The following is a 20,300-nucleotide window of genomic DNA, read 5'->3' on the forward strand; positions in this document are numbered from 1 at the left end:
GATATCCTCTCCCTTCTCTAAAACTAGTATTGCCATGTTAGCACAACTTCATATGAATTTGTTGTGCTTTTCTCGAATCACCACTCATATCTATACTAAGTCACCAATATGATCAAAAAAAGCAAAAATAATAAAAATGAATCTTACTAGAGAAAGTTACGTATTATAGGATTGAACAATGTTACTTTAGAATTATAGAAAAATGACAAAGTTAACACATTGTCCCATTGCAAGATGTCAATGAGACGAATGCTTTAATCCGAACATAAAGTAGAGGTCAAAGCGTATGAACGAGACTTTAATAAACAATGAAGATTCAATATATCGTAAAGCTGAGGAGAATGCGGCTCAGTATTATCAATCATTGCTCACACAGGTTAAACAGAAAATATATATCTCAACTCTAAAAAACGATTTTCATGACTGGAAAAAAAATCATATTCGGCATCCATTTTTACCTTTCCTTTCTGGAAAGAACAAAACTGGGCCAAAAGGGTTTCACAATTATATTAAATGGCTTAACTATACAGGCAAACTAGATCATTATTTGGATCGCAGCATTTCCTATATTTTCATGCGAGACCTAGGAAAAGCATTAAATTCACAAGAAACACAAAAAAGCATTCGGAATACAGTCGATCATCTAAAAGAGCATTTGATTCAATCTATCTCGAATGCCAAGGAAAGCAAAACGGAGACGATAAGCATAACATGGCTGTTTCGTTGGTCCCAGAAGGAAGGCATTGAATCCGCAATCATTTGGCTTTTTGACAAGCTAAAGACTGTAGCTGCTAATATCCCTGAGGGTATGGATGCGGATCATGCGCAACGCAAGCTCATTAAGATCATTGCCGGGGTTTTGATGCATGTGTTTGAAGAGATGGATGATGAGATTCCCCCTGAAAAGCGTAAGCAGAAACTGGATAAAGCAATTAGGCTGGGCTATTGCTATGGTCTGACATATCCTTTTATCGATGATCTCTTAGATGCGAAGGTGTTGTCTTGTGAAGAAGAGAAACAATTTGCTAATTTGATTCGAACCACACTACTCACTAAATCTGTACCTGAATTAGGGACGTGGACGGGAAGTAACGAAGAGTTAATCAAGTATATTCATTCAGAGCTGCGAGAAGCCTTTGAGTATATAAAAAGTCAGCAACAAGCAGAGTCGTTTAGGACATTTTTCGAGCAAGCGTATGTCTTTTTTCATTCTCAGGAAGTCGACCGGGTAAAGGATTTATCGAATGATACTTATACAAATGAAGAGCTGTATTTACCGGTTATATTAAAATCTGCATCTTCCCGTTTGATAGCTCGCTCGATTATCAATGCACCTCAAGATGAGGGCTTTGAAAGCAGGACTTTTTATTATGGGATTTATAATCAGCTGGCGGATGATTTTGCGGATATGTTTGATGATATGAAAGATGGCGCGGTAACTCCCTATACCTATTACATGAAATATCACGATAAACGAGCAGATCTTATTAATCCATTTGAATTATATTGGACGGTCATCTCGAATCTGATTCATAATGTATATGATTCAGATGTTAAAAGCTGTGAAGTTATTTTGGATCGCGCTATAAACGGTCTTAAACGTTTTAAGGAAAGAATGGGTATTGAAAAGTACAACGAAGTAATAGAGCTTTTTTCTTCCGGGGAGCCAGTTTTTAAGCGTGTTGTTCAAAAAATGGTAAAAAAAGCAGTTGACGTTGATTTCTTTGACAAGCTGCTTCGAGATCATATTATTACAACCTTGAAAAAGGAACGGCAGGAGCAGGAAGAGTTTTCAGAAACGCTTGAAACAGTGCGAAATCAGATTAATGATAGCTTGAAAATCCAAAAATCCGAGAACCCTTTTCAAATCAATGAAACGATAATTGATGCGGCAAATTACAGTCTGGCCGGTGACGGAAAACGATTAAGACCAATCATAACGTGGTTTATGGGAGTGAACGAATATGGATTAAACAATTCAGCCATTATGCCGCTTTTAAGGTCTTTGGAATATATGCATACTGCATCGTTAATCTTTGATGACCTTCCATCCCAAGATAACTCGGCCACTCGGAGAGGACGGCCAACCGTTCACCATGTTTATAATACTGCCGTAGCCGAATTAACTGGTCTGTTTCTGACACAGAAGGCGATCTGGGAGCAAGCATCACTTGATCAATTTGACTCGAAAACCGTTCTGAAATTAATCCAATATTCGACTGAAGTGACAGAGATTATGTGTAAAGGTCAGGCGATTGACCTGGACTCAAAAGGGAAAAAATTGACCGTGAAGCAATTAAATGCGATGTGCTTTTATAAAACGGGCATCGCATTCGAGGCATCACTTATTATGCCTGCCATCCTTGCCCAAGTAGAGGAAGCTGAAATAAGCGTGTTGAAAAAATTCGCCTATCATGCAGGGATTGCCTTTCAGATTAAAGATGATCTGCTTGATGTTGAAGGGGATATAAAAACTCTAGGAAAGCCTGTTGAACTAGACATCGAAAACAACAACTCTACTTTTGTGACAATTCTAGGTCAGGATAGAGCTCGAAATGAGTTGTGGGAGCATTACTGTTTGGCCATTGAATCGCTTGATAATGTGCCGCTAAATCCTTCATTTTTGAAGCATTTGATGGATTATATTTTGAATCGGAATCATTAAGGTTGGTGCATGGCGCCACCTTTTTTTTGTTTTATATGCTGTGGAAAGTATTTGTGAAAGAAGAAGTTTCGGAGAGGCTCCACATAAACAGTCACGAATTAGAACGAACGATTCGTGACTGTTTTATACTAATCTTTCTCATTATATTTCTATTTATAAACCATTGCCCACCTCCCATTTTTTGCTATACTGACAAATAGATATGTATATTTAATGAAGTGGAAGGAGCTTCCCTTTTTTATGAAAATAAAAGTGATAATTGCCGATGATAACTCATTTATTCGGGAAGGCTTGAAAATCATTCTTTCTACGTATGAAGAATTTGAAGTGCTTGATACAGTAAACGACGGAAAGGAAGCATTACATTATTGTCTTAAGCATCAGGTCGATATTGCACTCCTGGATGTTCGAATGCCTAATATGAATGGTGTGGAAGCAACAAAGCTTATTACCGCACAAACGAACACAAAAGTGATTATCTTAACGACCTTTGATGATGAAGAATATATTCTTGATGCGATAAAAAATGGTGCCAAAGGCTATTTGTTGAAAAATAATGATCCTGAACAAATTCGTGATGCGATGAAAAGTGTTTTTAAGGGAAACAGCATTATTCAGGATTTAATTTTAGAAAAAATCAAGTCGAATTTACTACCAGAGAAAAAGGCAGCGACAAAAATCAATCTAACCCCTTTCACTGAAAGAGAACGGGAGATTATGTCTTTGATTGCTAAGGGCTATTCCAATAAAGCGATTTCGAAGCAATTATATATCTCTGAAGGCACGGTAGCCAATTATATCACGAATATTTTAAGTAAGACCGGCCTTGAGCATCGAACGCAAATTGCTATCTACTATCTAACTGGGAAAGTGAACTGAAGATGGACAATTGGATCATCTTTACGAAGCTAGTATTGCTTTTATATATTGCTGTCGATTGTGTACAAACAGAAATACCACATATTTCGTGGGTTGTTCTTGCATTACTCCTTTATTTCTGTGTGAATATCACCATGTATATTTTTAAAAATAATAATGTGAAAAGAGGTCTTCACTTATTATCAATTGGCATTTCATTGGCCGCATACTTTATTGTAGACCCATTATTTTGTTTGCTATTTCCGCTTACGATTATCGAATTGACCGCTAGTTTTATTTACTATAAATTTGTTGCATTTATTTTAGCCATCATTCCTATCTGGTATTTAAATGGACTACTGAAACCGTTATATGGGCTAGTGGCGCTTCTCTCTTTTATCATTTTTTCCAGTATATGCAAGTATAGTGATAACCTCATGAAAAATGAAGAGAAGTTGGATGAAATGAGAAAATCCCTCCAGAAATTAACCAGAAGCATCAATGAAAACACAGAATACATACGCCAATCGGAATACACGTTAAAGCTGGAGGAGCGAAACCGAATTTCACAAGAGATTCACGATAAAATCGGCCATTCGATGACAGGATCATTATTCCAAATGGAAGCCGCTAAACGACTGATGGAAACAGATCCGTCGAAAGCAACCAAGCTTTTACAAAATGCAATTAACATCTCAAAGGCGGGAATTGAAAACATTCGAATAACACTTAAAAATTTGAAGCCACCCATAGAACAAATAGGAATTCAGCGCATGAAGCTGCTGCTGGATCATTTTAATTCCCAGCAACAGCAGATGAAAGCTGTCTTGACTTATGATGGGAACAGTGAAATTATTTCTCCTATTCAGTGGAAAGTCATTCATGAAAATGTAGTTGAGGCTTTAACGAATGCAATGAAGTATTCAGATGCAACACTCATTTCAATCGATTTAAAGGTATTAAATAAATTGATAAGGGTCGAGGTTAAGGATAACGGCAAGGGAACAGAAAAGATTAAGAAGGGCTTAGGAATCATTGGAATGGAAGAGCGGGCAGCATCTGTAAACGGAAAAATGATTGTTGACGGCAGTAGTGGATTTTCAGTTACAACACTTCTTCCGATTCCAACATGATTTTTTCACACTCACAATATGAATTTTCTCATATGAAAGAATGAACGATTGCACTTATGCGCGTTCGTTCTTTTTTTTATACTTTATTTATACTAACTTACTAAAGGGTGATCCAATGAACATTTTAGAAATAAAGAACTTAACAAAAAAATTTGGTGATTTTATTGCTGTCGATAATATGAGCTTGTCTGTTGCGGAAGGAGAAATTTTCGGTTTTCTAGGCGCGAATGGTGCCGGAAAAAGTACAACAATAAATATGATTGCCGGGCTGCTCCGCAGCAATGAAGGAATCATTAACATTCTTGGAAAAAATAGTGCCCATCATGCTCGCTTTGCCAAAATGAATATTGGCATGGTTCCACAGGACTTAGCCATCTATGAAAATATGACAGCCTATGAAAATGTGAAATTCTTCGCAGGATTATACGGTTTACGTGGTGCCGAGCTGAAAGATTGTGTTGAAGAAGCACTCGAATTTGTTGGTCTTCAAGATAAACACAAAAGCTTTCCAAAAAGCTTTTCAGGCGGGATGAAACGACGGTTAAATATTGCATGTGCCATTGCTCATCGTCCAAAGCTGATTATCATGGACGAACCAACCGTTGGAATTGATCCGCAATCCCGCAATTATATCCTTGCCTCTGTAAAAAAATTAAATGTTATGGGCTGTACCATCATTTACACGAGCCACTATATGGAGGAAGTGGAGGAAATCTGTACAAAGATTGCGATTATTGATCATGGGAAAATTATTGCAGAAGGAACCCAGGAGCAGCTGAAATCGATTATTACCAATACGAAGGACGTATGGATTGAAGTGAAATCTACAGAAAACGTGAATTTTGAACCAATCAAAGAAATTAATGGCGTTGAAGCGGTTTCCCTGGAGGGAAATTTCATAAAAATCAACTCGGATACCGGAGTGAATAACTTAAACAAAATCATTGAGCATTTTATCGCAAGTCAGATTGAAATCCGTTCATTAGAAGAAAAAGCCCCGAATTTAGAGACCGTGTTTTTAACCTTAACAGGAAGAACGCTACGTGATCAATAAGAAAAGGAAGAGGGGATTTTTTAGTGAACATCTTAAATATTGCCTGGAAGGGCATCAAAGCGGATTTTCGGGATATTCGTACGTTAGTTTTTATGTTAGCTTTTCCAATTGTTTTAATGCTCATCCTCGGAACGGCTTTATCCAATACATTTACGACTAGTCTTCCAATAGATGACATTCAGGTGTTATATAAGGATACAACGAAAGGTCAATATTTTTCGCAGTTTATTACAGAGATGGAGAAGTCCGGGATACACTTTGAAAAAGCCGGTGAAAATATGGATGCTGAAAAGAAAGTGAAACAAAGTAAGTATCATGGCTACGTGGAAGCATCAGAAGAAGGAATTAAGCTCTTTGTAAACAGCAGAACGAGTATTGAAGGCAGTATTCTTCAAGGAATGCTTTCTTCATATGTGGATCGGTACAATATATCTTCAGAAATCATAAAGGCAGCTCCCGAGAAGCTGGAAAGTGCCTTCACTCGCGAAAAGCAAGATGATTTTATGAAGGAAACGACACTTCTTCCAGATAAAGAACCGGGAGCAATGGATTATTATGCGATTGTGATTACGACGATGATGGTTCTTTACGGAGCGATGTCAGCAAGCGGAGAAATTGTGAGTGAAAGAGTGAGAAAGACAGGCGATCGCCTGATTGCTTCTCCAGTCAGAAAAAGAGAAATTTTTATAGGGAAAGTACTGGGAAGTCTTGTGAGTAATAGCTTATGTATCGCGCTCCTCCTTCTATGCAGCAAAGTGTTTTTCAATGCATATTGGGGAGAGAATATTGGACTCGTATTCCTTGTGCTGCTAACCGAAGTTGTGTTTGCAGTAAGTCTAGGAATCGGTGTTACCTTTTTAACGAAAACAAATTCGGGTCATGCCCTCATCATTATGCTGTTTGTCCAACTGGCATCATTTTTTGGAGGAGCCTATTATAAAATTGAAAACCCAGAGGGAATCTTTAAGTTCATTACGGAACTATCACCTCTCACTTGGATGAACACAGCGATGACGAAAATCATTTACACGAATGACTTTTCTGCAGCCATTCCGGCCCTTTCGATTAATATTGCCGGTTCACTCTTATTTTTACTCTTCGCCATGATCTCAATCCAAAGAAGGGGGGCACTATAATGAAGGACATTTTTTGGTTAATTCAGAACACGCTAAGTGTGACTTTCCGAAAAAAACAGAACATTATTTTATATCTTTGCTTGCCGTTATTGGCCATAGTGGTCTCACTCCTTGTCTACAGCGGGGACCAAACAAATATCCTCCATGTTGGAATTGTAAACAATGATAAAAATGAAATCACTTCTGATACGATTACGTTTTTAAAGGAATTAGAAAACGTTGAGATTTCGATGATTGCTGAGGAGGAGGTTCAAGATACCATTACATCTGGAGAATTGGATAGTGTCATTACCTTTGATGAGGGATTTTCAGAAAGCGTGCTAAAAGGGAATCCTGATCATATCCAGCTTACATCAATTAAAGGTGCTGCGATTACAGGGTATGTTAAATCTTATTTGCATCAATATATCGATAATATTGCGACGATCAGCTTTGTAGCAGACGGAAATCAAGAGGTCTTTGAAGAGATGTATAACAATTTTCAGCAAACAGACTTCAAACTGTCCACACATTCCATAGAAGATACATCGAAGAGCAGAAATATGACGAATCAAGCAATTGGCTTTTTAATTATGATTATGTTGATGTCTGCAGCGAATTTAGCTGAAATCATTCTTTTAGATAAGCAAAACCGGACTTATTTTCGCTTGTTATCAACTCCAATTAATGCTAGAAAATATTTATTCTCAAATGTCATGGTGAACATGATTGTGATGACTATCCAAGTATTCATCACGTTAACGATCATGAAAAGCATCCTTCATGCTGGCACGAATATGTCATTTTGGGAAGCTACCATTGTTATGTTGCTTTTCTCATTGGTTTCTGTTGGGCTATCACTTGTGATTATCTCGTTTTCGAACAGCCGCGGATCAGCAAGTGCCTTGCAAAATTTAATTATCACTCCAACCGTCATGCTTTCAGGCTGCTTTTGGCCAATTGAAGTCATGCCCAAAACATTGCAAAAAATAGCTAATTTCTTTCCGCAGCGCTGGACACTCGATACATTATCGAAGCTTCAGGAGGGAAGTTCATTAGGTGATTTATCTTTAAATCTTATTATTCTATTCACCTTTGCTGCTGCGTTTTTCTTAATTGCTGTTTATCGCTTTAGCAGGAATAATACGACGCAGAATTTTGTTTAGTATTCATCAATGGAATGGAATGAAGGACAATTCCCATTGTAGCTGAAAAAACCTGTTTCTCATCAAATCGCCGGGTGCCTGAGAAAAGTGATATATTTAGCATATAAACCAGCCCATATACATGTTGATTGTTATTGTTCTTCATCATATTAGAGAACGTGGGAAAATTTATTATCAAGATAATTTTAAAGGCATAAAAATATCGTATTCCTGATTGTGTTACTTAACATAATCACAATTTTAAGAAGTAAGCAAAAAGACCAGATCCTTGTGTATAAAGGATTTGGCCTTTGTTCATTTTTTTATACATCGTTGATTTATCAACGTTATTGGCTTCTGAAGAAGCATGACAGATAAAATCGAAGTTAATTAAACTTTGACCTTTGGAACTTAATGAGCTTTTCTCCAACTAGATCTCTAAGTGGGAGGAACAAGATAATTGATAATATATATCCTAGCATAAATCCTGTAATATTAAGGATAAGGTCATCGATGTCGGCCCCTCTTGTATAAGGATATTCAGAATAAAATGCATGGGTAAAAGAAACAATAACTTGTACAATTTCTATAAATAATGTAGTGACAAACCCTATAAGCAGAGCTAATCTAATTTTCTTATATTCAGAATTAATTAATGGTAAATATATTCCTAAAGGGAATAGTAAAAAAAGATTTCCAATCGTTTGAAACAAAGTTACGTTTCCAGTAATTGTTTTGAAAGGTATTAGATTAATATAAATTACAATTTCTTCTAAATTTCTAATTACTTTTAAATTAAAATAATCAAAAAATGGGATATCAAATATCGTGTATTTAAACAAATAATAAATATATATAAAGAATGTTGAACTGATTAAAGTGTTTAATAATGTGCTTGGATTATTTTTTTTTAATAACACAAAGAACAATACTACAAAAGGTAAACAATTTAATAACCCATTGTATATACTTAAAGTATCCCCCATATTCTCAACAATTGAGTTTTTTATCATTAGGAAGATAACAGGGCCTAATACAATAATCCACTTTAGAAGAAGTTTCATTTTCTATCCTCCAATTTCCTTTCAAAGTTTTGATTAAAATCTGTTTTGATTTTTTCCACACCACTTTTTACAGTTAATTTATTCTCAATCATATCAGGAAAATATTTCCTAGCTATTAAACATACTTTTCTTCAGTAAATTCTTCTGGTTTAGTGGGGCCCTCTGTTCCAGAATAAAAATTATCAGGGTCTATTCCTATATACTTATTTAGAATATATTTCTATTATTTCATCATCTATGTAAGAAGTAAATTTACCGGAAAACGAATTACGCTCACTGTTAGCCATGAAGATAGCATAATCTTTACTCAAAGCATATTCAATAGTTTTCCAAGCAAGTTCTTTTTTAGTTGAATTTTTTGATATTGCCAAGTTCTGTAAATCAATATATGTGATTTCTTTATTATCATCAAAAACCGGGGCAGGAAGGACTGTAAAATTAAAATCTGCTAGCTTTCATTTAAATTCCCTTCCCTTCCCATTTAATGTGTAATATATGAATTACAGGGATATATTACCTTAAAAAATACCAAATACTGTTTTTCCACTTCATCATAATACGGGTTTAATAAAGGTAAACTAGGATTATAATACTCTTTCTTTTTTTGATTTATTAACTCAACAAAAAGAAGCACTGTCCTAAAGACCGTGTCTTTGTCTAAACCTTTGATGGAATTTTTCATTTATACCTCTCCCTTATTTTCAATTTTATCAAGTCTTTTATGGGCTTGTTTTGAACTTTCTTCTACTCGAACAACCCGATCTGATAAATCCCTTACTCGTTGTTCATTCGCCCTTATATCAATACGTATCGATTCTACACCTTGACTTATGTTATCAAACTTTGTTCGAATCACGGCCGATTCAGTTGCATCATTTTTCACATCTTTATCTCGATTACGGCTAAATGTAAAAATGCCAATTAAGAAACCTCCTATTGCTATTAATACTGCGATTTCAACTGTCATCTGATTACCTCCTTAATGCCAAAATAAAAAGCCATCTAATGATGACTCAAAAATAATACATTGCTATATTCATAAGTATTCATTACTGACCTGTTGCCATCCAATCTGATCCATCACAAATTAAAGTGATAGCCTGTTCATTACTCAACACCTTATTTGCAGCATCATAAAGGGAATGGAGTTATAAGTAGAGCCCGTTCTGATTGTAATAGTATTCGCTCCAGAACCACTATTACGAATTATAAGTAACTGACCACGTTTATATCCATCAGGCAATGCCCCCATTGTCCAACTTCCTGGTGTTGATCTAAGTCTTAAATAAATAATATCATTTGCATTATTAGCAATATTAGGTATCTGATTATCTGCTGTTACATTTTGATAAATGGTCATGTTCGGGATTGTTTCATCTTTAGATCTAAAGAAAAAATCTGTGATATCTTTTGAGATTGTGACGTTCTTATCTGCTTTAAAATTTGTAATTCTTGCAACATTTGCAGCTGTATCAAATCCTTCTACGATTACATTTCCTGTTGTTGTGCCACAAACAGCGCGAACATCATCGGCAATTATAGTTGTAGCATTAGATAAACCAAAAACCCTTCCAGCATAATCCTTTATATCAATCCTAAAATCCGTTTTCATGATATTAGGCACACACATGCAACTTTAATGTTAGAAGTTGGAGCAAGTTTAAAAAAAGTGCAAGAACGTTTAGGTCATTCTAGTATAAAAGTAACTGGTGACATCTACGCTCATGTTACACCAAAATTACAAGAAAAAACCGCACGAATGTTTGGGGATTTCATGAGAAAAAACGGTTAAGTGGTCAAAATGTGGTCAATTCCCACTTAACAGCATTACAAATCCCTTTATATAAGGGTTAATTTAGCAACACACTCCACATGCGCCGTATGCGGAAACATATCCACCGGCTGAATATACTCAACCTTATACTCCTTCGACAAATAATCAATATCCTTCGCAAGCGTCGAAGGATTACACGAAACATAGACAAACTTCTTCGGCTTTACCTTTTTTATCGCATCTAATAGCTTTCGGTCACAGCCAGTCCTTGGCGGATCAACAACAATCACATCTGGGCGCCAGCCTTCATTCACCCATTTTGGGAGCCAGTGTTCTGCCGTTCCTGTGACATAGGTGGCATTTTCAATGCAATGTCTCTTTGCATTTTCCTGGGCATCAACTACCGCTGCCTCAATGGTGTCCATTCCGCGAACCTCGCTTGCCCCGCTTGCAAGCCATAATCCGATTGTTCCAACACCGCAATAGGCATCAGCAATTTTTTCTTTGCCAGTAAGGCCCGCTGCTTTTTTCACCTCATCGTACAGCTTCACGGTTTGAACAGGGTTAAGCTGAAAAAAAGCCCGTGCTGAAAGTTCGAAGCTGAGGTCCCCTAGTGTTTCCTGAATTACCTCTTCGCCGCTTAGATGAAGTGTTTTTTCGCCAAATATCAACGAGGTTTTGTTACCATTGATGTTTTGGACAATCGATTTGACCTCTGGCAGTCGTTTTTGGATTTCAGCGATAATCATTTTTTTACGCGGCACTTCTTTTTGTGTTGTGATTAGCACGACTTGAACTTCACCAGAATGAAAGCCTGCTCGGGTCACAATCGTTCGAACAATTCCTTTTCGTTTACGTTCATCATAGATCGGTACCTGAAAGTCTTCAAGAATCTGTTTTACCTCTTCAGACACTTTATTTGTTAATGGATGCTGGACCATGCAGTTTTGGATCGGGATCAGCCGGTGTGAATCCATGCCATATAAACCGGCAATGATCTTGCCGTTTTTTAGCTGTCCGACCTGGAATTGGCTTTTATTCCGGTAGTTCCACGGATCCTCCATGCCGATCGTTGGACGAATATCCAGCTTGTCTAGGTTTAGCTTTGTATGACGCTCGAGCGATTGTATCACAATATCTCGTTTTTCCTTCAGCTGTTGACCATAAGCCAAATGTTGAAGCTGGCATCCTCCGCATTCTTCATAAATGGGACATGGCGGTTTTACTCGGAAAGGTGAGGCTTTGCGGATTTTTTTCACTTTTCCTTCTGCAAATTTCGGCTGTATCTTTGTTGCTTCAACTAAAACTTCCTCACCAGGAAGCGCCCCAGGAACAAAGACAACCTGCCTTTTGAAGTACCCGACTCCTTCCCCGTTAATACCTAAGCGTTTAATTGTTAACGGAAAAGTTTGTCCTTTAGATATCTTGATTGAATTACCTTGCTTTTTATCGTTCATTAAAAACGCTCCGTTTCTACTCAATGCTTCTCCATAAATATAAGGTTGCGTAACTTAGATAGGGCTCCCATCGCTTGCTGTATTGGTCCATTTCCTCAGCTGTCGGCTTTTTTTCAAGCTTGAAATGCTTTTTAATTGCATTTTGTATGCCAATATCAGCCTTTGGAAAAAGATTAGGACGGCCAAGTCCGGATAAAAGCAGGCTTTGGACTGTCCATGGACCTAACCCGCGGATTTTTATCAATTTTTTCATAATCTCTTCATCTGACAGCATATCCAGTTCTGCTATATTTAATTTGCCCTCTGCAATTAGCCTTGATGTATCAATGACATATTCCGCTTTTCGTCCGCTGAATTGCAGCGCCTTTAAATCGTCATACTGTAAAGCAGCCACTGTTTTCGGTCTTGGATAAAACCACACATCATCAACCTGATAGCCAAAGGTTTTAACAAACCGTTCGGTTAGCTTGTGAGCAAAAGCTAAATTTAACTGCTGATGAATAATACATTTCATTAAACAGCTATAAGGATCAAATTCTAACACAAGGGGTGTACCTGCGTGTTGCTGAAAAATTTCGGCTATATTTGTTTCTTGAAAATGCATGACTAGTGTATGTAATAGAAAATTAAATTGAAAGATTTTCGTTATTCTCTTTAATGCTTGTTCTTTTACCCTTTCATCAATTCCACTAATTTCAAAACACGGATTAGTAATCGATCCGACTGCTTGGACATTGATAACATAAGGCTTATCTTCTATTACCAATGGAACTTTAACGAATTTCTCATCTATATTAAGGGTGATTACAGGGTCTAAAGATAAACGACTTAAAACTCGTGCAAAATCATACGGGCCTTCGGTTACAATCGTTTCTCTCCACATATTTTTGCATCCTTTTCTTTTTTAAGCTTATTATAGCATTTTACATAACCTATCTGGGACATTACCATCATGGGCAAAAGAGGTTTGTCCAGTAGAGCCTTATCGGACAGTTCCTTCATGCACAAAAGCATTTTTGTCCAATTGAGCCTTTCTATCGGACAGTTTCTTCCTATGCAAAATGAAGTTTTTCCAATAGACCCTTTCTATCAGACTGTTCCTTCATGAAGAAGGGCCGTTCAAGGGCAATGAAAAAACCCTTATCAAAGGGAAATAAGATAAGGGTGATCGATCGCTTTATTGATCATTAAATCGTCTAAGCTTTTAAAAATATAGCCTTGCTTCTCTAAATCCGTTATGGCCTGATCAAGCGCCTCCGCATTATCTTTAGAAACAGTATGAAGCAAAAGGATCGCACCAGGATGGATTTGTCTTAAAATATTATCATAAGCATATTTCCAGCCCCTTTGCGCATCAACCTTCCAATCAATAAATGCCAAGGACCAAAAGACAGTTGTATATCCAAGTTCTTTTGATTCAGCAAGAACGCGGTCACTGAAAATCCCTCTCGGCGGTCTTAAATAGCTCATCCCTTTTTGCGTGGTAAGCTCCTCCACCTTAAGCCGTACTGACTCAAGCTCTTCTTTCAGCTCTTCATCACTCTGTGTTGTTAAATCAGGATGATGCCAAGAGTGGTTGCCGACAATATGCCCTTCCTTGACCATTCTTTTCACTATTTCAGGCTCTGTATTTAAATAATGGCCGGTAATAAAAAAGGTTGCTGGGACATTGTGCTTTTTTAATACATCAAGAACCTTGGCCGTATACCCATTTTCATAACCATTATCAAAGGTTAAATAGATTTCCTTTTTGGTCGGATCCCCCGAATAAAAGGCACCATGTTTTGCAAGAAGCTTATCTAATTTCTCCCCAGCCGAAGCAGGTTCATGATTTTGACTCCTCTTAAATCCCCAATGAATTGGATTATTAGGATATGCCGAGACTGTGCTCATCGACAGAAAAATAACACAAAATAAAATTACAGAAATGGACCATTTTTTCATCTTGCTTCTCTCCTCAATTCATATCATCTTATCTATAGTGTTTATTGAGGGCGGTTTTCCATACGGAGTAAAAAATTCCAAGTTTTAAGCAAACAAAAAGAAGACCCAGGTCCCCCCAGGTCTTCGATCAATTTTTAAACAAATGTTTATTTAAACACCGGTTCTTTAAATTGTGCCAGCTTCTCTAATGAAGATTTATCTACATCTGCATGTAAGCTGTTGCCATGAGAATCCATTGTAACAACGGCTGTGAAGCCTTCTACCTTTAGATGCCACATTGCTTCTGGAATACCAAATTGCATTAAGTCGACACCTTCTACAGATTTGATGCAATCTGCATAATATTGAGCAGCACCGCCAATAGCGTTTAAGTAAACTCCGCCGTGCTCTTTTAATGCTTGCAATGTTTTTGGTCCCATTCCGCCTTTACCGATTACAGCGCGAATACCGAAGCGTTTCATAATATCTCCTTGGTATGGCTCCTCACGAATGCTTGTTGTCGGACCAGCCGCTTTTACATGGTACTTGCCTTCCTCATCTTTCATCATAACAGGTCCGCAGTGATAAATAATTTGCCCATTTAAATCAACAGGTGAATCATTTTCAGATAAATATTTATGGATCGCGTCACGGCCTGTATACATCATGCCGTTGATTCGAACAACGTCGCCAACCTTTAATTCTCTTATTTGCTCTTCTGTAATTGGTGCTTGAAGAACAACTTCTCGAGGTGCTTCAACTTGTTCATTAGTAGCTGCTACTTCATTTTCAGCAAATACTACCTCTTCACCATCTTGATAAAGCCATTCATTAATTGAACCAGTTTCTGGGTCAATGTACACACCAAGTCGGCGATATGCCCAACAGTTGTAAGCAACAGAAACGAAGAAGCTTGCTGGGATACGATTGATGACACCGATTTTACAGCCAAGTAAGGTTGTTTCCCCTCCGAAGCCCATTGTACCGATCCCCAGCTCGTTTGCATGTTCAATCACATAGTCTTCTAACTGGCGTAAATCTTCACGTTCATTTACGTCATCTACTCTTCTAAAGAGCTGCTCCTTTGCAAGCTCATAACCGCTTGTCCGGTCTCCGCCAATTCCTACGCCAATAAAGCCGGCGCTGCAGCCTTGTCCTTGTGCCTGGTAAACTGAATGCATAATACATTTACGAATACCATCAAGATCTCGTCCAGCTTTACCTAACCCTTCAAGCTCACATGGAAGGCTATATTGAATATTTTTATTTTCACAGCCGCCGCCTTTTAAAATAAGACGTGCATCAATATAATCCTTTTCCCATTGTTCAAATTTAATAACAGGTGTTCCTTCTCCAAGGTTGTCCCCGCTGTTCGCGCCTGAAATCGAATCAACAGAGTTTGGGCGTAATTTTCCATCCTTTGTTGCTTGTTCAATGGCACGCTTGATTTCTTTTTTCATTTCCATTTGATTCGCGCCGACAGGAACCTTCAATTTAAAAGTTGGCAGACCTGTATCCTGACAAATTGGTGAAATATTATCATCAGCCATTTTAATATTATTCGTAATCGTTTCAAGTGACATTGCCGAGCGTGTACCAGCACTTTCTTTTAGTTTTGCAGCTGCAATGGCTCTTCTAACGTCTTTTGGCAGGTTGGTTGATGTTTCAACTACCAATTGATACATGCTTTCATAGAAATTCTTCATTTTGGTTCTCCCCTTTAAGCATTTGCATACATTCAACCCTCAAAATGTAAGCTTAGCCCCTCTATAATTTTATCTTACGGTCAATTTCTCTCAATTTTTATTATACTCCTTCCGATATTTATTGAAAAGATCTATTAAGAGCGCTTTCAGTTAGAAAAGCGAAAGGCGCCTTGCTCAGTGATGTATAAACTGGAACACTCCGAATGAAATAAAGGAAACACAAAGAGCGTTAGCGATTCGATGTTGACTTAGCGTATAAGGAGGGTGAATTTCATACGTCGCTAGGCGCTGAAAGCTAGACACAAAAACTAAGTAAAAAGGTTCAATAAAAAAGAGCCGACACTAATCAGTGTCAGCCCTCCTCCTCTTTATCCCAATCCTTTTTAAACTGCTCATACTTAAATTCAAGGTCATCCAGCATTTGCAATAAACGGTCAATATCATCTACATCTGTAGATTCTGGATCCATAGAATCAAGTACCTGCATAAACATATTTAAACGATTTTTTAAATAAGATAATTGTGAATCCTTATCTTGAACTGCGTTTCCCATTAAACCTCTCCTCTCAACTTTACTATCGTAGCTTATAAGCTCTTTGCTGACAACTATACCCTTTTATTTTGAATGTCCTCAATTAGTGATATCATTATATGATCATGATAAAATGGTTGTTATGCTATTAAGAAAAGCGCAAAGCGCTAAGCATTCGGCGACAAGCATAAGGCGAATAGGAATAGAAGGTGTTCTTTACCTTCAATTCCTATTTGACTAGACCCTAGAGGCAGTCAAAAACGCGACGTCCTGTTGGCATTGACTGCACTTGCACGTCCTGTGCTTCGCCAATGGCGCCTGGAGCTAGACACCAAAACTAAGTACAAATAATTTATTTGTTTGAACAAAAGTGTACGTCCTGTACTTTGTAGCTGGATGTCGAAGCACTCTATATGAATTTTATAGTTTTAAGCAAAAACAAAGGAGTATCCTCATGAATGCAATAAAGTCATTGAAACCAATTACAACCTCATATGATCCATGGGAAGCTTACTTAGATGTTGAGCAATATGGAAATATGGTGTTAACAAATATTGAATTTACCACTACTACATTATGCAATATGCGTTGTGAGCACTGTGCGGTTGGTTATACCTTACAGCCGAAGGATCCGCAGGCTCTGCCGATTGATTTGCTTTTAAAACGATTAGAAGAAGTGCCTACTCTTCGTTCGCTGAGCATTACCGGCGGCGAACCAATGCTTTCGTTAAAATCAGTTGAAGGGTATGTTGTCCCTCTTTTAAAGTATGCCCATGAACGCGGTATCCGTACACAAATAAATTCGAACCTGACGCTTGATTTAAAACGCTATGAAAAAATCATCCCTTACTTAGATGTCTTACATATTTCACATAACTGGGGAACAATTGATGAGTTTGTCGAGGTGGGCTTTGCGGTGATGGATCGTAAGCCTACATACCAGCAAAGAGCAGCGTTATTTGAAAGAATGATTGAAAATAGCCGCGCACTTGTTCAAGCAGGGGTTATTGTTTCTGCAGAAACAATGCTAAATAAACGTACACTTCCTTATATCGAAAAAATTCATCATCAGATCGTTGAAGAAATGCTTTGCCAGCGCCATGAAATTCATCCGATGTATCCAAGTGATTTTGCAAGCAGCTTAGAAACTCTCTCATTAGCAGAATTACGGAAAGCGATTCATCATTTATTAGATATTCGTGATGAAAATGTCTGGATGCTTTTTGGCACATTGCCTTTTTATGCGTGCAGTGATAATCAAGAAGATTTGACACTTATTAAACGGCTAAGAGGAAGCAAAAATGTAACGGTCCGAAATGATCCTGATGGCCGATCCCGTTTAAATGTTAATATCTTTGATGGCAATATTATTGTCACTGATTTTGGTGATGCCCCTCCGTTAGGGAATATTCAGGATAATACCTTGCAGTCAGCTTATGAAAAATGGATGGATTCTTCGTTAGCAAAGTCGCTTAATTGCCATTGTCCGTCAGTAAAATGTCTAGGACCTAATATCCTTGTAAAGAATAGTTATTATAAGGAAGTTGATTTTACGGAACGTAAATCCAAAATATAAGGTGACAAATACGACATGGAACAGTTTAACAAATTCAAGGAATTAGCCATATTTGATGTTATCGTGGTTGCAGTTGGTCTATGGCTCAGCGTCATTCTCATAAATATCATCATTCGGAAGTTCTTTCAAAAAACAAACTTTATCGAAGAACGGAAGGAAAAAACCATTGAGAGCATGATGCAATCTCTCACAAAGTATACAGCGACGATTTGTTTTCTCCTGTATGTTGTTTCTCAATTTGTGGATAATTTCGGTTCCATTTTGGCTGGTGCTGGTGTTGCTGGGATTATACTTGGCTTTGGCGCTCAAAGCCTGATAAAGGATATTCTTGCCGGATTGTTTTTAATTTATGAAAAGCAGATCCACCAAGGAGACTTCATTACGATTAATAATACATTTAATGGGACAGTGGAAGAAATTGGTCTTCGTTCCCTAAAAGTTCGAGAATGGAGCGGCAAGCTCTTAACAATTAGTAACGGAGAAATTAAACAAATTCAAAATTACAATATTGATCGCATGCGAGTGATTGAGCGCGTCGTTGTAAGATTTCGTGAAAATCCCGAAAAAGTTTGGGCTGCACTTGAAAAAGCATGTGAAAAACTCAATGAACAATATGACCATTGTTTAAAGCGTGATCTTGAAGGCAACATTATCGAGTCCTTTCAACTATTCGGGATGACCTCATTAAATGCTGGATTTCGCGGGTATGAATATACAGTAATCGGGCTTGTTGATGATCAGTATTATTGGAGTACGGCAAAAGAAGCAAGAAAAATCATTGCTCAAGCTTTATATGATGAAAAAATTGGTCTTGCTGAAGAACAAGTCTTGTTATACCAGCAAAAAGAAGATGAGATGTTGCAAGAACTGAATCGAGGATGATTCAGTTCTTTTGATGTTTAAAAGGGAGACCTCATACCCCACTTAGCTTCTTATCTTCACTTGAATCTTGATAAGGAGGTTTTACTGCCAGTTAAGGGTAAATTTCTATCACGTCTACATTTTCCAGCCATTTTTTCGCATGATCACCATTTGGTTCTGAAATCCAAACATCCCGGTTTTGGTCAATAAGTGAACGGCCTCTAAACCAAATGAGCTTTTTGGCAGAATGGATACTTTGAGGATGATAATCACCAAAACCTTTTGGGGGAGAGGTTACTCGGCTTTGTTTATTGCTTTCAATATTAATGAGATAAAGGGACGGCAATGGATGATCCTTAAAGTCATTTGACCACTCAGTTTCTTTCACCCGCGATGTGACAATTTCTTTATCATCGATCCAAGTAAAATCAAGCTCTGTATAATTTTGCGGAGTTAATGAACTACTAACTGGCATTTCTTTCAGTTTCAGCTTTTTATCTTTAAAGCCATAGACGATTCGCCCGCCGCCGGCAATGTAAGCTATGATATCCTTTGATGGCGCCCACTTCGGCTTACCCACTTCAAAAATAACCTCTCCTAACACCTCAAAATCCTTTCCATCTTCTGATATAACACATAACATATTGCTGTCCATTGCCCAGGAAGCTGTAGGTGAAACAATAAATGAAATCCATTTATTACTTGGTGAGTATGCAAAATCATCAGCAGAAACTGCAATAATTTTGTTATTGTTTACGCCAATTTCATTTGGAAGGGTAAAGAAGAGGTTAACACCGCCAAATAAAATAATGTCATTGTAAGGAGGCTTAACTTTTTTCGTAAACAGGATTGCACTTGTCCAACCATCCGGACGAAGAACCCCAGAGGATGAAAGCAGAAACCCGCTTCCATCAGGAAACCATGTATAACTGTTCACGCCTGTTGCGATGTTATAAAACTGCCTTAGATCAGAAATATTTAAAATTCCGCTGCTATTAAAGGCAATGACGTTTTTCTGTGGTGACCATGTGGCAGAATACCCATTATAAAAGATTTTTTTCCTTTCGCCTGTATCAATATGGTAAGCCCAAATAGATTCTTGCTGTTGGGAAGAATCTTCTTGTTGATATAGCAGCCACTTCCCATCGTAGGACCATTTAGGTGCCGAAACACTGCCGCTATTCGTAATTTGTTTTTCTTCCCCCTTTATAAAGATCCATAGATTTCCATCGCGAATAAATGCTGCCTCGAATGGCTGGGAGGGAATTCCCTCAGCAAACATCCAACTGGGGAATAAAATAAAGATGATCATTGCAAACAGTAAAATTCTAAACAAAATGAAAACCTCCTCCAACCTACTATTTGTTTAGGAGAAGATTGTCATACTTCTATCCAATAAAAAAGATCAACACGCACATGCGCATTGATCTTTAAAGC

General features: G+C 37.6%; 18 protein-coding genes. 9 read left to right on the top strand and 9 right to left on the bottom strand.

The annotated features are described in order from the left end of the window. Positions 1 to 286 precede the first annotated feature (286 nt). From WQ54_RS27945 to WQ54_RS27970, 6 genes are all read left to right on the top strand, one after another. The gene (locus WQ54_RS27945; protein ID WP_046589553.1) at positions 287 to 2,665 is read left to right on the top strand and encodes a polyprenyl synthetase family protein; all 2,379 of its coding nucleotides are present in this window, start codon (positions 287 to 289) and stop codon (positions 2,663 to 2,665) included. Between the two features lie 240 nt (positions 2,666 to 2,905). Further along, positions 2,906 to 3,544, top strand: a complete 639-nt coding sequence (locus WQ54_RS27950; protein WP_046589555.1) for a response regulator transcription factor — start codon at positions 2,906 to 2,908, stop codon at positions 3,542 to 3,544. Positions 3,545 to 3,546: 2 nt separating this feature from the next. Continuing rightward, positions 3,547 to 4,656, top strand: coding sequence for a sensor histidine kinase (locus WQ54_RS27955; RefSeq protein WP_046589557.1), 1,110 nt, complete (start codon positions 3,547 to 3,549; stop codon positions 4,654 to 4,656). Between the two features lie 115 nt (positions 4,657 to 4,771). Next, a complete protein-coding gene (locus tag WQ54_RS27960) occupies positions 4,772 to 5,710 on the top strand; it encodes an ABC transporter ATP-binding protein (protein WP_046589559.1) in 939 nt (312 codons plus the stop codon). Between the two features lie 23 nt (positions 5,711 to 5,733). Then, positions 5,734 to 6,846 (top strand): ABC transporter permease, encoded by a 1,113-nt coding sequence (locus WQ54_RS27965; protein WP_046589561.1) that lies wholly within the window; start codon positions 5,734 to 5,736, stop codon positions 6,844 to 6,846. Then, the gene (locus tag WQ54_RS27970) at positions 6,846 to 7,991 is read left to right on the top strand and encodes an ABC transporter permease (RefSeq protein WP_046589563.1); all 1,146 of its coding nucleotides are present in this window, start codon (positions 6,846 to 6,848) and stop codon (positions 7,989 to 7,991) included. Before WQ54_RS27965 ends, WQ54_RS27970 begins: the two co-directional genes overlap by 1 nt. A 365-nt stretch (positions 7,992 to 8,356) precedes the next feature. Here WQ54_RS27970 and WQ54_RS27975 read toward each other — a convergent pair whose 3' ends face one another. The 3 genes from WQ54_RS27975 to WQ54_RS27990 form a co-directional block, all read right to left on the bottom strand. Continuing rightward, positions 8,357 to 9,034 (bottom strand): VanZ family protein, encoded by a 678-nt coding sequence (locus WQ54_RS27975; protein WP_046589565.1) that lies wholly within the window; start codon positions 9,032 to 9,034, stop codon positions 8,357 to 8,359. Positions 9,035 to 9,716: 682 nt separating this feature from the next. Then, entirely contained in the window at positions 9,717 to 10,001 is a 285-nt protein-coding gene (locus WQ54_RS27985) for a hypothetical protein (protein ID WP_046589570.1), read from the bottom strand. Positions 10,002 to 10,145: 144 nt separating this feature from the next. After that, positions 10,146 to 10,646, bottom strand: coding sequence for a hypothetical protein (locus WQ54_RS27990; protein WP_156178208.1), 501 nt, complete (start codon positions 10,644 to 10,646; stop codon positions 10,146 to 10,148). Between the two features lie 27 nt (positions 10,647 to 10,673). Between WQ54_RS27990 and WQ54_RS33115 the strand changes: the two genes are divergently transcribed. Then, the gene (locus WQ54_RS33115; protein WP_331435281.1) at positions 10,674 to 10,826 is read left to right on the top strand and encodes a hypothetical protein; all 153 of its coding nucleotides are present in this window, start codon (positions 10,674 to 10,676) and stop codon (positions 10,824 to 10,826) included. Positions 10,827 to 10,873: 47 nt separating this feature from the next. On the opposite strand, the gene rlmD is transcribed toward WQ54_RS33115, so the two are convergent. The 5 genes from rlmD to WQ54_RS28015 form a co-directional block, all read right to left on the bottom strand. Then, positions 10,874 to 12,265, bottom strand: a complete 1,392-nt coding sequence (gene rlmD / locus WQ54_RS27995) for a 23S rRNA (uracil(1939)-C(5))-methyltransferase RlmD (protein WP_046589764.1) — start codon at positions 12,263 to 12,265, stop codon at positions 10,874 to 10,876. A 16-nt stretch (positions 12,266 to 12,281) separates the two neighbouring features. After that, the gene (locus tag WQ54_RS28000) at positions 12,282 to 13,148 is read right to left on the bottom strand and encodes a DNA-3-methyladenine glycosylase (protein WP_046589576.1); all 867 of its coding nucleotides are present in this window, start codon (positions 13,146 to 13,148) and stop codon (positions 12,282 to 12,284) included. Between the two features lie 260 nt (positions 13,149 to 13,408). Beyond that, positions 13,409 to 14,158: a delta-lactam-biosynthetic de-N-acetylase gene (gene pdaA, locus WQ54_RS28005; RefSeq protein ID WP_231597675.1), complete on the bottom strand. Its 750-nt coding sequence runs from the start codon at positions 14,156 to 14,158 to the stop codon at positions 13,409 to 13,411. Between the two features lie 197 nt (positions 14,159 to 14,355). Next, positions 14,356 to 15,894 (bottom strand): fumarate hydratase, encoded by a 1,539-nt coding sequence (locus WQ54_RS28010; RefSeq protein WP_046589579.1) that lies wholly within the window; start codon positions 15,892 to 15,894, stop codon positions 14,356 to 14,358. A gap of 352 nt (positions 15,895 to 16,246) precedes the next feature. After that, complete coding sequence (locus tag WQ54_RS28015) at positions 16,247 to 16,447, bottom strand: SE1561 family protein (protein ID WP_046589580.1); 201 nt, start codon at positions 16,445 to 16,447, stop codon at positions 16,247 to 16,249. 433 nt (positions 16,448 to 16,880) lie between these two features. Between WQ54_RS28015 and yfkAB the strand changes: the two genes are divergently transcribed. Then, a complete protein-coding gene (gene yfkAB, locus WQ54_RS28020; RefSeq protein ID WP_046589581.1) occupies positions 16,881 to 18,002 on the top strand; it encodes a radical SAM/CxCxxxxC motif protein YfkAB in 1,122 nt (373 codons plus the stop codon). A gap of 15 nt (positions 18,003 to 18,017) precedes the next feature. Continuing rightward, entirely contained in the window at positions 18,018 to 18,884 is an 867-nt protein-coding gene (locus WQ54_RS28025) for a mechanosensitive ion channel family protein (RefSeq protein WP_046589582.1), read from the top strand. A 91-nt stretch (positions 18,885 to 18,975) separates the two neighbouring features. On the opposite strand, the gene WQ54_RS28030 is transcribed toward WQ54_RS28025, so the two are convergent. Then, positions 18,976 to 20,199, bottom strand: coding sequence for a hypothetical protein (locus WQ54_RS28030; protein ID WP_052738018.1), 1,224 nt, complete (start codon positions 20,197 to 20,199; stop codon positions 18,976 to 18,978). Positions 20,200 to 20,300 lie beyond the last annotated feature (101 nt).

The sequence above is a fragment of the Bacillus sp. SA1-12 genome (genome assembly GCF_000981385.1).
Classification (GTDB): Bacteria; Bacillota; Bacilli; order Bacillales; family Bacillaceae; genus Metabacillus.

Coding starts and splice junctions, on each gene's coding strand:
- WQ54_RS27945 (WP_046589553.1), top strand. CDS start 287: ATGAACGAGACTTTAATAAACAATGAAGATTCAATATATCGTAAAGCT.
- yfkAB (WP_046589581.1), top strand. CDS start 16,881: ATGAATGCAATAAAGTCATTGAAACCAATTACAACCTCATATGATCCA.
- WQ54_RS28010 (WP_046589579.1), bottom strand. CDS start 15,894: ATGAAGAATTTCTATGAAAGCATGTATCAATTGGTAGTTGAAACATCA.
- WQ54_RS27975 (WP_046589565.1), bottom strand. CDS start 9,034: ATGAAACTTCTTCTAAAGTGGATTATTGTATTAGGCCCTGTTATCTTC.
- WQ54_RS27950 (WP_046589555.1), top strand. CDS start 2,906: ATGAAAATAAAAGTGATAATTGCCGATGATAACTCATTTATTCGGGAA.
- rlmD (WP_046589764.1), bottom strand. CDS start 12,265: ATGAACGATAAAAAGCAAGGTAATTCAATCAAGATATCTAAAGGACAA.
- WQ54_RS27970 (WP_046589563.1), top strand. CDS start 6,846: ATGAAGGACATTTTTTGGTTAATTCAGAACACGCTAAGTGTGACTTTC.
- WQ54_RS27955 (WP_046589557.1), top strand. CDS start 3,547: ATGGACAATTGGATCATCTTTACGAAGCTAGTATTGCTTTTATATATT.
- WQ54_RS28015 (WP_046589580.1), bottom strand. CDS start 16,447: ATGGGAAACGCAGTTCAAGATAAGGATTCACAATTATCTTATTTAAAA.
- WQ54_RS28025 (WP_046589582.1), top strand. CDS start 18,018: ATGGAACAGTTTAACAAATTCAAGGAATTAGCCATATTTGATGTTATC.
- WQ54_RS27985 (WP_046589570.1), bottom strand. CDS start 10,001: ATGACAGTTGAAATCGCAGTATTAATAGCAATAGGAGGTTTCTTAATT.
- WQ54_RS33115 (WP_331435281.1), top strand. CDS start 10,674: ATGTTAGAAGTTGGAGCAAGTTTAAAAAAAGTGCAAGAACGTTTAGGT.
- WQ54_RS27960 (WP_046589559.1), top strand. CDS start 4,772: ATGAACATTTTAGAAATAAAGAACTTAACAAAAAAATTTGGTGATTTT.
- WQ54_RS28000 (WP_046589576.1), bottom strand. CDS start 13,148: ATGTGGAGAGAAACGATTGTAACCGAAGGCCCGTATGATTTTGCACGA.
- pdaA (WP_231597675.1), bottom strand. CDS start 14,158: ATGAGCACAGTCTCGGCATATCCTAATAATCCAATTCATTGGGGATTT.
- WQ54_RS27990 (WP_156178208.1), bottom strand. CDS start 10,646: ATGAAAACGGATTTTAGGATTGATATAAAGGATTATGCTGGAAGGGTT.